This window comes from Pontibacter fetidus (assembly GCF_010119545.1).
Classification (GTDB): Bacteria; Bacteroidota; Bacteroidia; order Cytophagales; family Hymenobacteraceae; genus Pontibacter; species Pontibacter fetidus.
This window is the reverse complement of the sequence record NZ_JAAEAA010000001.1, coordinates 110,208-126,982: the sequence shown is the minus strand read 5'-3', so window position 1 is coordinate 126,982 and position 16,775 is coordinate 110,208. Positions and strand designations below refer to the sequence as shown.

Below are 16,775 nucleotides of genomic sequence, written 5' to 3'. Positions count from 1 at the left end.
TCTTAGTTTTCCTGAAGGGTATAAACAATAGATTCAAACGCCGACACAAAAGCTTCTATCTCCCGGGCGCTTATAGTTAGTGGCGGCAACAAGCGCAGCGTGTTTTTGTCGGATGACGAACCTGTGAAAATGCGGTGTTTCTCCAATAGTTCTTTTCGTATCGGCGCGCACGATTCTTCGAGCTCTACTCCTATCATCAGGCCCTGACCACGCACTTCGCGTACGCCCGGCAATGCCTGTAGTTCCTGCATCAGGCGTTGGCCCATGCGGGTGGCATTATCCAGCAACTGCTCCTGCTCCATCACTTCCAGCACCGCAATACCAGCAGCACAGGCCAGGTAATTTCCGCCAAATGTAGTACCCAGCATGCCATGCTTTGCTTCAATGTTCGGGCTGATCAGCACACCGCCTATCGGGAAACCATTACCCATTCCTTTTGCCACCGTGATCAGATCTGGCTTCACACCGGCATGCTGATGCGCAAAGAATTTACCAGAACGACCGTAACCCGACTGCACTTCATCCAAGATCAGCAGAGCCCCGGCTTTTTTGCAGCCAGCTTCTACCGCCTTCAGGAAAGTTGGCTCCGGAATATGCACGCCGCCTACCCCCTGTATGCCTTCTACAATTACAGCAGCCAGTTCTGAGCCATGTTCATTAAGGGCTTGCGCAAAAGCATCCAGATTGTTCAGGGGCAGGAAAACTACGTTATCTGTCTCGTTAACCGGTGCAATGATCGATGGGTTATCGGTAGCAGCTACGGCAGCCGATGTACGGCCATGGAAAGCGCCTTTAAAAGCGATGATCTTTTTACGGCCTGTTTGAAAAGAAGCCAGCTTGATAGCATTCTCGTTGGCTTCAGCGCCGGAGTTGCACAGGAACAAACTATAGTCTGGGTATCCGCTGAGCTCTCCGATTTTTGCAGCCAGTTCTTCCTGCATCGGCATCTGCACCGAGTTAGAGTAAAAACCGATATCGTATAGTTGGCGGGCAATGCGCTTTACATAGTGCGGGTGGCTATGGCCGATTGAAATTACAGCGTGGCCGCCATACAGGTCCAGGTAGCGGGTACCTTTGTCGTCCCAGATGTAGCAGCCCTGGCCGCGTACGGGATTAATATCAAAGACAGGATAAACGTCGAAGAGATTCATGGTTTATTCGTTGAATTAGATGTAGGAAGTAAGACAGTAAAGGAAGTACTCGACGTACATAGCTTTAATTGTTGATGGTTATATTGTTTAATTGTTGTTTTCAATACTATTGTCATTTCGAGCTGTAGCGAGAAATCTATTTTGAATTTGAGATAGATCTCTCACTTTGTTCGAGATGACATCTCCTGAAACTATAGCTTAAAACCCAGCCGGTTTCAGCTTTAATCCGGCGGTTTCTTCCAGACCGAACATTAGGTTCATGTTTTGTACCGCCTGGCCTGATGCGCCTTTCAGCAGGTTATCGATCATGCTGGTGATCACGAGCATGTTGCCTTGTTTCTCCAGGTATAAAATACACTTGTTGGTATTTACCACCTGCTTCAGGTCAGGAGTGTTGTCGCTTATCCAAACGAATGGATGTGTACTGTAATAGCTGCTGTATAGTTCGCAGGCTTCGGCTATAGTTAAGCTGCAAGGCAGGTAACTGGTGCAAAGTATACCACGCGTAAACGGCCCGCGATACGGTACAAAATGGATGGCAGGCAACTCCTGCGCTGGCTGTAGTTCGTGCAACGTTCGCCGGATCTCATTCAGGTGCTGGTGGTTAAGCACTTTATAGTTGGAAATATTGCCACTGCGCCAACTATAGTGTGATGTCGGGCTCAGGCTTTGGCCCGCACCGGTGCTACCGGTGATGCCGCTTACATGCACTTCATCAGTGATCAACTCTTTGGCAGCTAATGGTAGCAAGGCCAGTTGGATGGCCGTAGCAAAGCAACCCGGGTTAGCAATGTGCTGTGCCTGTTGTATAGTTTCGCGAAGCATTTCCGGTAAGCCATAAGTAAAAGCACGACGGGCCGCATCTATAGTTTGCGCTTTGCCTGCTTCCCCGTTCCAACGGAAGTCCTGGCTCAGGTCGATGATCTTAGTGCTTTCTGCAAAACTGTTCTCAGCTAAAAACTTCTTCGCTTCGCCATGACCAACGCATAAAAACAGCACATCCACTTCCTGATCAAACGAGTCGCTGAAGTATAGATCGGTTTCGCCTAACAGATCGGCGTGCGCGATGTGTACTGGTTTACCTGCCTGGCTCTTGCTGTGTGTGAAAACCAGCTCTACATTCGGGTGATTCAGCAACAGGCGCAGCAGTTCACCGCCTGTATAGCCGGCTCCGCCAATTATACCTGCTTTTACTTTTCCGTTGCCCATGCTGCAGTAGTATTGTTAACGTTGTGATATAGTTTGGTTTGGTTACCAAAAATCTTGGTAAAGCCTTTCACATCGTCAGCAGTCCAGGCGCGGTTCATTTCGCCGTAGCTGCCAAACTTATCGCTCATCAGGTCATGTTCACTCTCAATTCCTTCCACCTGGAATCTATATGGCGCCAGCAGCACATGTACTTTACCTGTTACAGTTTGTTGTGTGCTCTCCAGGAAAGCCTCAATGTTGCGCATGGTTGGGTCCAGCAGCTGACCTTCGTGTAGCCAGTTACCGTACCAGGTTGCCAGTTGGTCTTTCCAGTATAGTTGCCATTTAGTTAGCGTATGCTTCTCCAGGGTGTGGTGAGCTTTTATAATTACCATTGGTGCCGCAGCTTCAAAACCAACACGTCCTTTAATGCCGATAATGGTATCACCCACGTGGATGTCGCGGCCTATAGCAAACGGACCGGCAATCTCCTGCAAACGCTGAATTACCTGTACCGGACTTTCAAAGATTTCATCATTCAACCCAACCGGCTCACCGTTCTTGAAAACTATAGTTACGCGCTCCGCTTCCTGTTTTGTAATCTGTGTCGGGTAAGCAGATTCAGGTAATGGCAGATGTGAAGTCAGTGTTTCTTTGCCGCCAACTGATGTGCCCCAAATGCCTTTGTTAATGGAATATTGCGCTTTGGTAAAATCCATCTCCACGCCATACTTGCGCAGGTATTCGATCTCTTCTTCACGCGACAGTTTCATATCACGAATAGGCGTGATGATTTCTACATCCGGGATGATGGCCTGGAAAACCATGTCAAAACGAACCTGGTCGTTACCAGCGCCGGTGCTACCATGTGCTACGTAATCTGCACCAATGCTTTTAGCAAAGTTGGCTATACTTAAGGCCTGCGTTACACGCTCCGCGCTCACTGAAAGCGGATAGGTATTGTTCTTCAGCACATTACCAAAGATCATGTACTTAATGCAGCTCTTGTAATAGCTTTCTTTCTCATCAAGGTGCGTGAATTGCTTAACACCTAAACTATAAGCGCGGCGCTCAATTTCCTGGATTTCTTCTGCAGAAAAGCCGCCGGTATCAACTAAAGCTGCATATACTTCCAGCCCTAGTTCCTGCGACAAATAAATGGCACAATAAGATGTATCTAAACCGCCGCTAAAGGCTAACAAAACTTTCTTCATAACTATAGATTATACTTTGATAGCCTTAGGAGGCTTGCTTATTTTCGTCTTTATCCTGATCTGGTAACAGTACCGGCTGCACCGCCAAACGCTGACGGTAACGCACCCAACGCTCCTGCAAACTGGCTGGTTTTGCAGCTGGCTTTTGCTCTGTAACCGGCAATGGTATAAATGTCGGCTCCTGTGCCGGGTCAAATAGCATGGCCGTGCACAGGCAGTTGCTGCGGTTCTTGCTCGTCAGTATCGGGAAGTTTACGCAACTTTCGCAGCCTTTCCAGAACGACTCATCATCTGTCAGCTCAGAATAAGTAACTGGTTTGTAACCCAGGCCAGAGTTGATCTTCATAACCGCCAACGCCGTGGTTAAACCAAAGATTTTGGCATCCGGGTACTTGGTGCGTGATAGTTCAAAAACTTTTTGCTTGATCTGGCGGGCAAGGCCGCTTTTGCGTAGCTCCGGCGAAACTATAAGGCCAGAATTAGCCACGTATTTGCCGTGCCCCCACGTCTCGATGTAGCAGAAACCAGCCCACTTACCATCCGGGTGCAGCGCTATTACGGCTTTCCCTTCCTGCATTTTCAGGGCTACATATTCGGGTTTGCGTTTGGCTATACCGGTACCACGGGCCTTCGCCGAAGCTTCCATTTCGTCGCAAATTGTTTGCGCGTAACCCACGTGGCTTTCATTTGCCACCGTAACTATAAAATCCGGTAAATTGGTCATTTAAATATAAAACAGATTATAGTTGGCTGCCTGAACAGCCTGTAGTGCTAAAACAGAGATAATACAAGTGCCTTGAGCTGCCTTTCGAAAAAGCTGAGCTTACACGGATGTATCCTGAAAAAACTTATTGGTTGGGAAGCAGGATCACCGCGTAGGCGATCCGATAAATCGTCGGCCTAGGGCCTGCACCTGAATGTAGAGAAGGCGCACCTGAAAACTGCCCTGCATATGCGGGCAGAAAAAGTCGCACGCTTTGTGGCAGCGTGTTTTATCGTTGGCTTAGCACCAGATAAAAGGACCTTTTTTTTCATTTCTTAACAGTAGGTAAAAAAAGCTTTTAGTGGTTAAATACTACTAAAACGGTGCAAATGTTTTCACTAAAAATTTTCATAAACAACAATCAATCCAAAATTCAAATAAAAATTATACGTCATATACTTAATAGTATAATTATAGTGGATTTCAAAATGAACAAACTATAGAAATTAGCTTTTAAGGTTTAACTTGCGCCTTTTCTGACTAGCGATGATGAAGAACCTGAACCTGCCGGTAATGATCGGTATCTTATTTTCTGTTATAGGCCTGGTTACGCTTTTCCTGGTAGGCCAGGCCCTGACAGCGGCTATCTGGCTGAGTTTTGGTAACGGGCTTTTGCTTACAAGTTTGCGGTTTACGCGGGTAAATGAGTTTGGTGAAGCAGAACAACAGCCAGTGCCTAAGGCCAGGGTATATGCCGGCATTTTCCTGATCGTGTTGGCGGGAATATTGTTGCTGTTACAAATAATACAGGACCTGCAGCAACCTGCGGCTTAACTATAGTTCAGATCCTGCTCTCCAGTGTCAGGATAACTTTATAGGGTGCCAGGTCGCGTTTAAGTGTAAGGCGCAATTGCTGCCCCGGCCTGCCCTCCAGCATATCCAGTATGTTGTTCAGGTCCATCTCCTGGCAGTCCTGCCCGTTAATGGAAATAAGCTGATCGCCTGCCTTTATACCTGCTTGCTGCGCTGCCGAATTTTTAGAGACATTGGACACAACATATACTTTAAATCCGGGCATAGGCGTACTTACCTCAAAACCAGCAATGTTATAACTGAAAGGCTGCTTATACTTGCGGTTAGGCAACAGCACAAGCCGGTTATGCGGGTAGTCAAAAATTACGGTAAAACGTTTCAGGATATCCGAACCCAGGTTGCCGTTCCGGTTAGCTACTTTCAGGGCAACGCGTATGGCTTCCTCGTCAGGGTATGAGGCTGGTAAATCTGCAAATTCATACCGCCCTATCGACATACTGTTTAGCCGCCCGATCTTCCCATTTATATCGCCGCTCAGCCCACGGCCCAGGTAAGCTTCCATAACTTTGGGTGGCAGTTTTAGTCGTTCGTTGGTAGGTAAGTATAACGAAAGCGAATGGCTTGCACCGGTATCTACTACCAGTTTTACTTTCAGCGTATCGCCGTTATACTGCCTTACATTTGCAAACAGGTACGCTTTGCAATCTTCGATATGTAACTCGTGCACTTCGGCTTTTTTGTTGATCTTGAGTTTCGTATCCGGTTTATAAAGCGTGATCATTTGGGTGTTATAGTTCACCTTCACAATAAAATTCTTGAAAATATCGTAGCCTATAATGCCATGTATCGGCATCCCCATACGGCTCGACAGATCAAAAATATCTTCCAGCAACACATATACTTCATGGTTTTCGCCTTTAATAGTAGGCAGGTACATGTTGTTACCACTCGAGATAAGTGCTTCGATAGCATAGCCCTCACCAAGGCCCTGCACTGTTATTTTCCGGGAGTTGTTCAGACTGAGGCTATCGGAGTAGTGCAGTTGGGTAATAAGCGTGCTGTTAACCCCGGAGTCGAGTATAAAGTTAAGCGGCTTAGAATCGTTGATGCGAACCTGGATAACAATAAGGTTGTGTACCAGTTTAAAAGGTAGCTTTATTTTGCTGGCGTTACTGGTGAAAAAAGCAGTATCCCGGGGAATAAGATGCTCCTGCGCCTCTGCGAAATGAGAGAAGCAACTTAACAGACAAAGCAACACCGGGTAGAATGCTTTTGTCATCATGGTTTGGCGGGGTTAATAATATAACTTCAGAATAGTATTACATACGTATGAAATATAAATATAATCAAACATAAGATAGGTTATATTAAAATAAGTGCGTGATTTAAATAGATAGTCGCAGTGAAGTCAATTGTACTCTCCTAACTAAATGATGAAGCAAGTTGCATTTCCAACAAATCTACCACTTGCTGAAACTATAAGATATTGTACAAAACTAACCGCACACAAAATCAACCATAGCCTTGTTTAAAAACCCGTTTGGCCATTTTCATTTGAAAATGCGGCAGTTATAAGTATATTAAGGATAACCACCGACACTGCAGCTGCAGTATAATTAAACTTTAATAAGATTAACAAAAAAAAGCAGATGAAGCCTTTACTTATCGTATAAGCTTTTTAGAACTGCAATTAAAAACATGACAACAACAGAGAGCCCCACTTATAAAATCTATACCCCACAGCACAATTCCGAATTAGATCGCAACCAAGTCATTGACTTTCTCTATCATCACCTGGATGCATATGGTGATAAACGAGAGGACATTGCCAAGTGTATAGTATATGCGCTTTCGCTGGCAGAAGGTAAAGGCGGTGCTGTGTTGGTAGCCAAGGAAAATGAAAATATAGTTGGTGCACTTATTCTGAACAATACCGGGATGAGCGGTTATATACCGGAAAATATTCTAGTTTACGTAGCTGTACACAGCAGTCAGCGTGGCAAAGGTGTTGGCAAAAAACTGGTGAAGCTCGCTACAGAAACTGTATCAGGAAGTATAGCACTGCATGTGGAGCCGCAAAACCCTGCCAGGCACCTGTATGAGAAAATGGGCTTCACTAATAAATATTTAGAATATAGATTACAACGATAACAAATGGCAGTTTTAAAGCTTCACCGCAGCAAACTACAACACAATTACCAACACTTAAACCAGGTATTTAAAGCACATGGCATAGACTGGGGAATTGTTACAAAACTACTTTGCGGCGAAGAAAAATTCTTGGAAGAAGTTTTGGCCCTTGGCGTTCGTGAAATTCATGATTCACGGGTAACAAACCTGAAAGCGATAAAGAAAATAGCCCCCGACGTTCAGACTGTATACATAAAGCCCGCCCCCAAAGGCAGTATACCCGACATTATAGAGTATGCAGATGTAAGTTTCCAGACAGAACTAGAGATAATCAGGCTGCTTTCGGAGGAGGCCGTACGACGTAAAAAACTGCACAAGATCATCATCATGATTGAAATGGGGGACTTGCGCGAGGGCGTACTTGGTGAAGAACTGGTAGACTTTTATGCGCAGGTTTTTGAGCTTCCAGGGATAAAAGTTATAGGTTTAGGCGCTAACTTTAATTGTCTGCACGGGGTAATGCCTACTCAGGATAAACTTATACAGCTAAGCCTCTACAAGCAGATCATCGAAGCCAAATTCAACAAAAATATACCCTGGGTTTCGGGTGGTACTTCTGTTACAATTCCATTGCTGTTTACGCACCAGTTGCCTAAAGGCATCAACCATTTCCGGATTGGCGAGGCGCTTTTTTTCGGACTAAACCTGTTTACCGCCGAGACCTTTGAAGGCATGCACGACGATGTGTTTGAATTACAGGCCGAAATTATAGAGCTGACAGAAAAGCCCATGGTACCGGTTGGCATATTGGCAGAAAACCCCAGCGGCGATAACTATGAGATTGATGAAAGCCTGTATGGTAAAACATCGCACCGGGCTATACTTGATATTGGCCTGCTGGATGTTAATCCCAAGTTCCTGCTACCCAAAGATGAACTAAGCGTAATTGGGGCAAGCTCTGATATGCTGGTAATAGAACTAGGTGAAAATAAGAACAACTATAAAGTTGGTGATGTCTTGCAATTCAGCCTGCGCTATATGGGGGCGCTTAGTATCTTAAACTCAAGATACATCACAAAAGAGATTGTGTAGCCAGGAAAAGCCTGTTTCTGCTAAAATTTTTCTTGTCTATATTTGCCGGACTGAACATAAACTAAAGGCACATGCACTACCACGATTACACTGACCTGATAAACAATAACAAAAAGTGGGTAGCTGAAAAGCTTGAACTGACTCCTGAATATTTTAAACAGCTGGCCCAGGGCCAGAAACCACCTTTTCTTTACATCGGTTGTTCGGATAGCCGTATGCCAATTTCCAGCTTTACGCAAACAGAGCCCGGCGAATTATTCATCCACCGTAATGTTGCCAACCAGGTATCGTTAACCGATATGAATTTACTAGCTGTGCTGGAATATGCTGTTGATGCTTTGGATGTGCGTCACATAGTTGTTTGCGGGCATTATTGCTGTGGTGGCGTTGAGGCTGCGTACAAAGGTTCGGCTACAGGCGTAGTTGAGAACTGGGTAAGCCCAATCCGCGATATCTATATCCAGAACCGCCAGGAAATTGATAGCCTGCCAACCGAAAAAGCCAAACTGCAAAGACTGGCCGAACTGAACGTGATTGCCCAGGTAAAAAACATCTGTACCACATCGGTAATGCACCGTGCTTATAAATCATTAAAATACCCTACAGTACATGGCTGGGTGCTGGATATTGAGAATGGCCTGATTAAAGACCTGCCGCTGCCAACAAGCGAATGGCAAGCTCTGGGGTTGATACCGTAATGCTATAGTTTAAAACCTTACCCCTGCAGGTTAAGTTAATATTACTAAGTCAGTAATAACTTAACCTGCAGCACTTTGCAAGACTATACAAGACCTACTTTATTAAAAAAAGTAATTGAACCGGTTCAAGAGTTTGTGCGCGCTGAAGCATTTAGCGGCATACTCCTCATGGCCGTAACCGCACTTGCGCTTGTATGGGCAAACTCGCCCTGGGCCGAAACATACCTCAGCACCTGGAACACGCCATTTACGATTGGTATCGGTAATTTTGGCTTATCAAAACCTATACTTCTCTGGATAAACGATGGCCTGATGGCGATCTTCTTCTTCGTGGTTGGCCTGGAAATAAAACGAGAAATACTAACCGGAGAACTATCATCATTTCGGAGTGCTGCATTTCCGGTAGTTGCTGCCTTAGGTGGTATGGCCGTGCCTGCCCTCATTTACTTTTACCTGAACTCAAACCAGGAAGGTGCCGGTGGATGGGGTATCCCGATGGCCACGGATATTGCTTTTGCACTGGGCATCCTTACTTTGCTCGGCGACCGGGTAAATGTATCTCTTAAACTGTTTCTGGTGGCTTTTGCTATAGTTGATGATATAGGTGCTGTGCTAGTAATAGCCCTTTTTTATACATCGGATATAAACTTCTTGAGCTTATGGTTTGGTATCGGTCTGTTTGGTATATTACTGGTGTTAAGTGCCCTCAAATCCCGGAAGATCTGGTTTTTCATTATCCTTGGTATCATAATGTGGGTCGCTTTCCTTTTATCCGGAGTGCACGCCACTATAGCTGGTATACTGCTGGCCTTAACTATACCTGCGCGCTCCAAAATTTCAGAAGAACAATTTATTTCCTACACTCAACATGTCATCACTGACCTGGAAGCACTACAGGCGGCTACTTTATTGCAACAACCTGAAGATGATGATGAGATGCAGGGCCATTTTCAGGATGCCTTGCAGACCGTAGAAACAAACTGTAAAGCAGCCCTTTCTCCCCTTCGCCGCCTGGAGCATGCTTTGCACCCATGGGTAGCATTTGCTATTATGCCCATATTTGCGCTATCAAACGCAGGCATTAGAATTGATGCTGGCTTGCTTGATGATTTCAGGGACCCCGTTGTGCTGGGAATAATGCTGGGACTTGTACTTGGCAAACCTGTAGGCATTTTATTATTTACCTGGCTGGCTACACTAACAGGTGTTACCGCTAAACCTGGCAATATTAGCTGGCTGCATGTAGCCGGTGCCGGGTTGTTGGGAGGTATAGGGTTTACAATGTCTATTTTTATTGCCAACCTCGCCTTTACAAATTCTAACTTACTCCCCTTAGCCAAGTTCGGGATATTGGCCGCATCCCTTATCGCCGGAACTATAGGTTATCTCTTGCTTCGGTTTACGTATAAAAGTTCTGCGAAAATATGATTCCGCTAATTAACAAACTATAGATTTATTTAACCGATCAGTGCATCCAGGAAACCAAGGTTCTCATTTTTCTTTTTGATTACCAGCAACGGGATGTCATCATTTTTACGGATAATTTTTTCTGTAACGCTACCCATTAACAGTAAGGTCGCACCTGACATACCACGTGCTCCCACTACAAGCAGGTCGGCACGGGCACGGTTTGCTTCCAACACCACTACTTCGCCGGTATCATCTGATATATTTTTGCGCACAAGGCTAAAGTAAGTGCGGCCCTCTAACCCAGGAAACTCGGCCATCATTTTCCCAAATTTGTCTTCGGCAAAGTGTCTGGTACGGGTATCAAACTCTTCGTAGCTCACACCAAGTGTAATATATCCGGTTGGTACTTCATAAACATGTAGGCAGGTAATTCGGAGTTCAGGTTTTGCGCTGGCAAGTTGCTGTATGTAGGCCAGCGTCATTTTAGAGTACTCAGAAAAATCGATACTTACCACTATGTGTTCTAGCTTAGGTTCCGCTGTTTCAGGTATCAGCAAAACACTTACATCGCCTGTATGTACCAGTTTATGCGAAAGTATACCGCTACCACGAAGGCGCAGCTTACGGCCCGTTACAAATAGGTCAACTTCTAATTGTCTGGCAGTTTTTAATAGCTCCTTTACCGGATGTCCGTCTTTAACCAGTACTTCAGTGTATACATTATTTATGCCGCTAAAGTAATGTTGAACAAGTTTCTGCATTTCCTGTAAGGCCTCCGGATGCGAATCCATGGCATCTGTAATATTCAGGCTTTGCAACACCTCCTTCGGAATGTCCTGCTTTTGGCGCACATACACAAAATATACTTTTCCGATGGGTAATATCCGGCACAGAAAAGCAGTATAGCAAACCTGAATTTCATCCATCCGGCTGTAATCCATTGTTACCAGCAGTTTTTTCCATGTATCCATGATCGGAGAGCGTTAAATAACAGAACACAAGTAACTAACAGGCATCTTACCTGCTAAATACACTACGCATACTAAGGTTAATTGTGTTTTGGAAAGATATAATATGTAGCAAAATAATACTCACCAGCGTATCAGGCGCTGGCAGGATGTTGCAGGAACGGTCTGACTGATTCGGCGTATACACGGTGCGCTTTTACTGCAGTAAGGATGTTATCCGGGTAAAGCAGCGATGTAAGTTTGCCCCCAAATACGCAGCCTGTATCAATGTTTATGGTGTTGTTGCGCCAGGCAGGTTCCAGCACAGGGGTGTGGCCATACACCACAATTGCATGCCCGGTATAGTTGGCGGCCCAGTCCAGGCGCACAGGTAACCCATGTTTATCGGTTTCGCCGGTAGTAGGGCCATATAAGCACAGGTCACGAACAGTGCGGTTGTGCCGGCCATGCAGGTGCTCAGCGAGGCCGGCATGTGCAATTACCAAACGGCCTTCATCCAACAGAATATGGTGAGGCAGGCTACCCATAAAATCGCGTATTCTTGCGATAAAAGCCGGGCTGCAATGGCTTAGCTGCTCCATGGTGTGTTCCAGGCCATGCCGTACCTGCACATTCCGGCCAATTAATTTGCGGTATAGTTTGTCGTCGTGGTTGCCGCTTACACAGTATGCCTGCTTTGCCGATACCATATCCATCACTAGGTGTATTACCTCCGGAGATTTAGGGCCACGATCTGCCAGGTCGCCTACAAAAACGGCTTTGTGCTTTGCCGGGTGTGTTACCTGAAAGGTATGCGTTTCTTTGTCAAAAGCCAGATGGTAGCCAAGCTTTTCCAGTAATTCCTGCAACTCATCAAAGCAGCCGTGCACGTCCCCAATGATATCAAAAGGGCCATGCGCTTCGGTTTGCACCAGGTAACTACTTAGGTCTTTAATTTGAGCCATCTTTCTGCAATTTCACAACCAGACTAACCTATAACTGAAAAGTAGGTACACAGGTTGGAGCAACCGCTTTAAAAAATTGCCGGTAAAGCAAATCTTTTTTTTAATGTACCTGCCAAGGTTAGTTATTACCTTTGCCAGGGCGCCAGTGTCTATCGAAACGTATATTACCCCAATGCCTCTTTATAAAAAGTATAAATTACCTCTTTTGTGGTTGCGCCGGCATACCTCCAGCCGCGAGTTTATGCTTATTTCCAGTGCCCTTGTAGGGCTTACGGCAGGTATGGCAGCCGTTATACTTAAAACCATTGTACATTACCTGTACCTTATGCTTGCCTATGGTGGCCGCCTACTCGATACGCCGGTGCTGCTGGTTGTGCTGCCTATTATTGGTATCCTGCTGACGGTAATGGTAATACAGCTGTTTTTTAAAGGTAAAGTAGAAGGCGGTACTGCCGGTATCCTCTATAGCATTGCCCAGAAATCAAGCATCGTCCGCAGAAGTAAGATGTACTCGTATGTAATTACCAGTGGCATTACGGCGGGTTTTGGTGGCTCTGCCGGTCTAGAGTCGCCTATAGTTGTTACCGGTTCTGCTATTGGGTCAAACTTCGGGCGGTCGTACCACTTAAATTACCGCGAACGCACGCTACTGCTTGCTTGTGGCGCTGCTGCCGGTGTTGCGGCAGTATTTAATGCACCGGTTGCAGGCGTGTTGTTTGCCATCGAAATCCTACTTACAGATATAAGCATTTCTGCTTTCATACCCCTTATGATTGCGGCTGTAGTCGGTACGCTTTGCTCTACACTTACACTCGACGAAGACCTGCTTTTTTATGTAGAAAAGATAAATGATTTTTACGCCGGCAATATTCCTTTTTACATGGTGTTAGGTGCACTTACTGGCCTGATATCGGTATACTATACCCGCACCGTGCATTGGATAGAAGCGATATTTGAACCCTTGGCCGGTAAGGTATACAAACGCGCCCTTATCGGAGGCTTATGCCTTGGCTTGCTCATCATGTTGTTTCCGCCACTTTTCGGGCAGGGCTACGAAGCCATAAAACTGTTGCAGCACGACAATGCAGAGTTGCTGTTGAAAGACAGCTGGCTCCGGTTTTTCGGAACCAACGAATGGGTGGTGCTTTGTTTTGCAGGGGCGCTTGCGCTGGTAAAAGTAATTGCGTCTACGCTTACGCTGGTGTCGGGTGGTAAAGGTGGTAATTTTGGCCCTTCCATGTTTGTTGGCGCCTTTGCGGGCTTCTTTTTTGCAAAACTGGTAAACCTGACCGCATTAGGAAATGTGCCTGTAAACAGCTTTACCATGGTGGGCATGGCCGGTATACTTAGTGGCGTAATGCATGCTCCGTTAATGGGTATATTCCTGATAGCTGAAATTACTGGCGGCTATGCACTCATCATTCCGCTCATGATCGTGTCTGCTACCTCGTATGCGGTTGTAAAGTATTTTGAACCATACTCTCTGGAGGCAAAGAAACTGGCGCAAAAAGGTCAGCTCCTTACCCACAATAAAGATGCGACCGTACTTCGGATTATGAAGATCCGGCACCTGATCGAAACGGAATTTCAGGCCATTAGTCCGGAAGCCACTTTACGCGATCTGGTAGATGTAATTGCCCATTCCCGCCGCAATCTTTTCCCGGTAGTTGATGCCAATGGCACGCTGGCAGGTATCATTCTCCTGGAAGATATCCGTGAAATAATGTTTAATACCTCCCGCTACGATACCGTTAAAACCAAAGAGCTGATGGTTAAGCCCCCTGTGCTGGTGCAACACGATGATAGCATGGCGGATGTAATGAAGAAATTTGATACTTCGGGAGCCTGGAACCTTCCAGTGGTAGAGGGTGACAAATACCTGGGCTTTGTTTCCAAATCAAGCATTTTTACAAAGTACAGAAAGCTGCTGATCAAGACGACAAATGTGTAGCGAAACTATAGTTTCAGTTGTAACCCTATAGTTTGTTTAAATACACCTTTGGCAAATTACTTACTGCTAAACTATACCTTACTGAACTATGGCAAACAGCACTATAGTTTACCTGTTCGGGTCCTGCAGGTCTGCGCCTAATTTCTCAACACCGGCGGCACTTCTGAATCCACTCAAGAGGCAATCCTTCCAATAACTTATCACAGATCTTTTGCGCGATCGGGCAACGTTTATCGGACCTGGGCGCAAGCTCTCCCCTTCTTTTGGATTATCCGATTTTAAAACCACTTTGTTCGCAATTTTAGAGAGTATCTTTTTCCGGAAGGTCTGGCGTTTATCTTCGTCTTTGCTCAATACATCTACTTTCAGGTTGCTATAGTATAGGTTCAGGTTTCCGGTTGCTTTGGTCCTGTTCAGTTCGATGCTAAAATCACTTTTCTGAATTCGGCCTTCCTTAATACTTATAAAAGCAGTAGGTTCCAATATAGGATTAAGCGTAGCAGCGTTGGCAGGTCCTACGCTACCTTTTAACGTATGATACCCACCCGGGTCGAGCAGGTTTAACCGTATGGTTGCTTTAATTGGTGCCGTACCATTTATACTTCCGCGCACATGGGCAACTGCAGGAGTTTTGCCCGACATCAGGTTTTTGTCGTTGCTGATGTTTCGTATACTTGCCTGTATATTTTCAATGGTCAGTTTGCCGGTTTGGGTGGCTTCCGGAACAAGTTCCTCGTAGCGAACCTGCATGTTTTGTACGTTAAGCCGGGCTATAGTTAAGCCGGTTTTAAGTTGCTGCACCAGGTCGTGGGGCAATGGTTTTTCGCCGCGCTGCACGTAGTTTTTCTTGTCCATGTAAGCACTCAACGACGGATTTTTAATGACTACCCGTTTAGCTGCCAGGTTGCTGTACCGTGAATGCGTGCTATAGTTTACACCGCTTACGTTAATTTCGGGCACTGTCAGTTTTATACGTGATATTGCCTTTCCTTCGCGGCGTGCCATTTCGCTATACTTCAGCAGGGGCAACACTTTAAAATCACCAATGTTCAGGGTGCCATCTGCTGTGTTTGCTTTTACAGCACCTGCCTGTAATTTATAAGTCCCATCGGGTAAACTATAGCCAACCTCTCCCGACTCCAGCGCCAAATTTTTTGCATAATAAGCTCTGTTCCGGTCATAGAACGAAGCACTGTCCAGCCGCAGGTCCTCCACTTCAATTGTAAAATTTGCTGCGTAAATCTTATCTGTTTTTGCTTTTCGGCCTTCTTTTATCCTGATAGTTCCGTTCTGCAATTGAATACGGTTAATATGCAGGTTTTTGGCAATGCCTTGCAGCATTTTATGTAAAGGCTCTTGCTGTTGCGTGGTGTCCGGGCGTATTTCTGTTACCTGCAAAACAGGTTGCTGCACTTTCAGTAACCGCACATCAAGCGGTTTGCCCTGCAGTATTTCTAAAAAATTAACGCCAGAAATAACGAGTTCATTTGTGCGCAGATCCAGCAAGGTGCGGGGCACTTTGTCTTTTTGGGGAGTACCTTTTTTCGCTGCCTTATCATGTTTCTCCCAAACCGTAAAGTCCGGTATAAAATGTACACTATCGGCAGCTATACGAGCTCCCGGCAACGAGGTGCTAAACCCGTATAGTTTCAGCGTATACAAGCCTTTGGTCTGCGCGTGCACGGTGGTTTCCAACTTATCTTTTAACCAGGGTGTGAAATAGCGTTTTGTAAGCACTATAGTTATACCGAACAAGAGCAATAGAACAACTATAGCCCAGGCCCACCATTTACGAAGCAGCGATCTGAAATTCACGGATGTGTTTAAGTTTAGGCTACATACGCTAATCTTTCAGCCCTGTTCAACAACTGGTTACATACGGGATCAAAATTTTACTTGGTAACCCAAAAACTATAGTTTAATATTGAACAAACGTTCATTCAATTTCATGAATAGATTTGAGGAGAAGAGAGAACAAACTATAAACAAGCTATTAACGGTGGCTTTGCGCCTTTTTGCATTGCAGGGCTTCGAAGCTACCTCCATCCGGACGATAGCCGCAGATGCTGGAATTTCGCTGGGCTTGCTTTACAATTATTTCAAAAGCAAAGACGAACTGCTGGATGAAATTTTTAAGCGCGGTATAAACGATATAAAGGTTACTTTACAGGAAACACACGATAGCACTGGCTCCGGAATTGAGCAGCATATACGGCAAACGGTTAAGTTGCTGAAAGAGAAAAAGGAGTTCTGGAAACTATTGCACAGTATCAGGATGCAATCGGTGGTTGTAAGGCAACTGATGGCTGAGCAAACCACTTTTGTAGAGGCACATATAAAACAGGATCTTGTTGAAGCAGGTATCCCCTTTCCCGATTTGGAAGCTAAGTTGCTTTTTGCATCTGTAGATGGTATGGCGCATCACTATCTTTTACATGACAATTATCCGATTGACGATGTAGCCACGTTGCTGATCATGAAGTATAAAAGAGGATAAACCTGTACCTTTAAAC

At 45.5% G+C, this 16,775-nt stretch carries 15 protein-coding genes; 7 read left to right on the top strand and 8 right to left on the bottom strand.

Annotated elements, in window-relative coordinates; translation table 11 throughout:
• Nucleotides 1-2: 2 nt before the first annotated feature.
• The 4 genes from GWO68_RS00510 to GWO68_RS00495 form a co-directional block, all read right to left on the bottom strand.
• Nucleotides 3-1,151, bottom strand: a complete 1,149-nt coding sequence (locus GWO68_RS00510; RefSeq protein ID WP_162344441.1) for an aspartate aminotransferase family protein — start codon at nucleotides 1,149-1,151, stop codon at nucleotides 3-5.
• Between the two features lie 198 nt (nucleotides 1,152-1,349).
• Nucleotides 1,350-2,360, bottom strand: coding sequence for an N-acetyl-gamma-glutamyl-phosphate reductase (gene argC, locus GWO68_RS00505; protein WP_162344440.1), 1,011 nt, complete (start codon nucleotides 2,358-2,360; stop codon nucleotides 1,350-1,352).
• Nucleotides 2,342-3,553 carry an argininosuccinate synthase gene (argG, locus tag GWO68_RS00500; RefSeq protein WP_202923619.1) on the bottom strand — a complete coding sequence of 404 codons (1,212 nt, stop codon included), beginning with the start codon at nucleotides 3,551-3,553 and terminating at the stop codon, nucleotides 2,342-2,344. Before argG ends, argC begins: the two co-directional genes overlap by 19 nt.
• Nucleotides 3,554-3,578: 25 nt before the next feature.
• Complete coding sequence (locus GWO68_RS00495; protein ID WP_162344439.1) at nucleotides 3,579-4,277, bottom strand: GNAT family N-acetyltransferase; 699 nt, start codon at nucleotides 4,275-4,277, stop codon at nucleotides 3,579-3,581.
• A 525-nt stretch (nucleotides 4,278-4,802) separates the two neighbouring features.
• On the opposite strand from GWO68_RS00495, the gene GWO68_RS00490 reads away from it, so the two are divergent.
• Nucleotides 4,803-5,090: a hypothetical protein gene (locus GWO68_RS00490; protein ID WP_235941883.1), complete on the top strand. Its 288-nt coding sequence runs from the start codon at nucleotides 4,803-4,805 to the stop codon at nucleotides 5,088-5,090.
• Between the two features lie 7 nt (nucleotides 5,091-5,097).
• Here the strand turns inward: GWO68_RS00490 and GWO68_RS00485 are convergent, their stop codons facing one another.
• Nucleotides 5,098-6,351, bottom strand: a complete 1,254-nt coding sequence (locus tag GWO68_RS00485) for an aspartyl protease family protein (RefSeq protein ID WP_162344438.1) — start codon at nucleotides 6,349-6,351, stop codon at nucleotides 5,098-5,100.
• Between the two features lie 416 nt (nucleotides 6,352-6,767).
• Between GWO68_RS00485 and GWO68_RS00480 the strand changes: the two genes are divergently transcribed.
• The 4 genes from GWO68_RS00480 to nhaA all read left to right on the top strand — a co-directional run bounded on the left by GWO68_RS00480 (nucleotide 6,768) and on the right by nhaA (nucleotide 10,417).
• Nucleotides 6,768-7,220, top strand: coding sequence for a GNAT family N-acetyltransferase (locus GWO68_RS00480; RefSeq protein WP_162344437.1), 453 nt, complete (start codon nucleotides 6,768-6,770; stop codon nucleotides 7,218-7,220).
• Between the two features lie 3 nt (nucleotides 7,221-7,223).
• Nucleotides 7,224-8,291, top strand: coding sequence for an alanine racemase (locus GWO68_RS00475; protein WP_162344436.1), 1,068 nt, complete (start codon nucleotides 7,224-7,226; stop codon nucleotides 8,289-8,291).
• Between the two features lie 71 nt (nucleotides 8,292-8,362).
• Nucleotides 8,363-8,989: a carbonic anhydrase gene (locus tag GWO68_RS00470; protein ID WP_162344435.1), complete on the top strand. Its 627-nt coding sequence runs from the start codon at nucleotides 8,363-8,365 to the stop codon at nucleotides 8,987-8,989.
• 75 nt (nucleotides 8,990-9,064) lie between these two features.
• Nucleotides 9,065-10,417, top strand: coding sequence for a Na+/H+ antiporter NhaA (nhaA, locus tag GWO68_RS00465; RefSeq protein ID WP_235941882.1), 1,353 nt, complete (start codon nucleotides 9,065-9,067; stop codon nucleotides 10,415-10,417).
• Nucleotides 10,418-10,446: 29 nt separating this feature from the next.
• On the opposite strand, the gene GWO68_RS00460 is transcribed toward nhaA, so the two are convergent.
• Both GWO68_RS00460 and GWO68_RS00455 read right to left on the bottom strand, forming a co-directional pair.
• Complete coding sequence (locus GWO68_RS00460; RefSeq protein ID WP_162344434.1) at nucleotides 10,447-11,370, bottom strand: universal stress protein; 924 nt, start codon at nucleotides 11,368-11,370, stop codon at nucleotides 10,447-10,449.
• A gap of 131 nt (nucleotides 11,371-11,501) precedes the next feature.
• Nucleotides 11,502-12,311 carry a metallophosphoesterase gene (locus tag GWO68_RS00455; RefSeq protein WP_162344433.1) on the bottom strand — a complete coding sequence of 270 codons (810 nt, stop codon included), beginning with the start codon at nucleotides 12,309-12,311 and terminating at the stop codon, nucleotides 11,502-11,504.
• A gap of 172 nt (nucleotides 12,312-12,483) precedes the next feature.
• Between GWO68_RS00455 and GWO68_RS00450 the strand changes: the two genes are divergently transcribed.
• Entirely contained in the window at nucleotides 12,484-14,262 is a 1,779-nt protein-coding gene (locus GWO68_RS00450; RefSeq protein ID WP_162344432.1) for a chloride channel protein, read from the top strand.
• A gap of 108 nt (nucleotides 14,263-14,370) precedes the next feature.
• Here the strand turns inward: GWO68_RS00450 and GWO68_RS17985 are convergent, their stop codons facing one another.
• Entirely contained in the window at nucleotides 14,371-16,077 is a 1,707-nt protein-coding gene (locus GWO68_RS17985; protein WP_162344431.1) for an AsmA family protein, read from the bottom strand.
• A gap of 133 nt (nucleotides 16,078-16,210) precedes the next feature.
• Between GWO68_RS17985 and GWO68_RS00440 the strand changes: the two genes are divergently transcribed.
• Nucleotides 16,211-16,759: a TetR/AcrR family transcriptional regulator gene (locus GWO68_RS00440; RefSeq protein ID WP_162344430.1), complete on the top strand. Its 549-nt coding sequence runs from the start codon at nucleotides 16,211-16,213 to the stop codon at nucleotides 16,757-16,759.
• The last annotated feature ends 16 nt before the right edge of the window (nucleotides 16,760-16,775 follow it).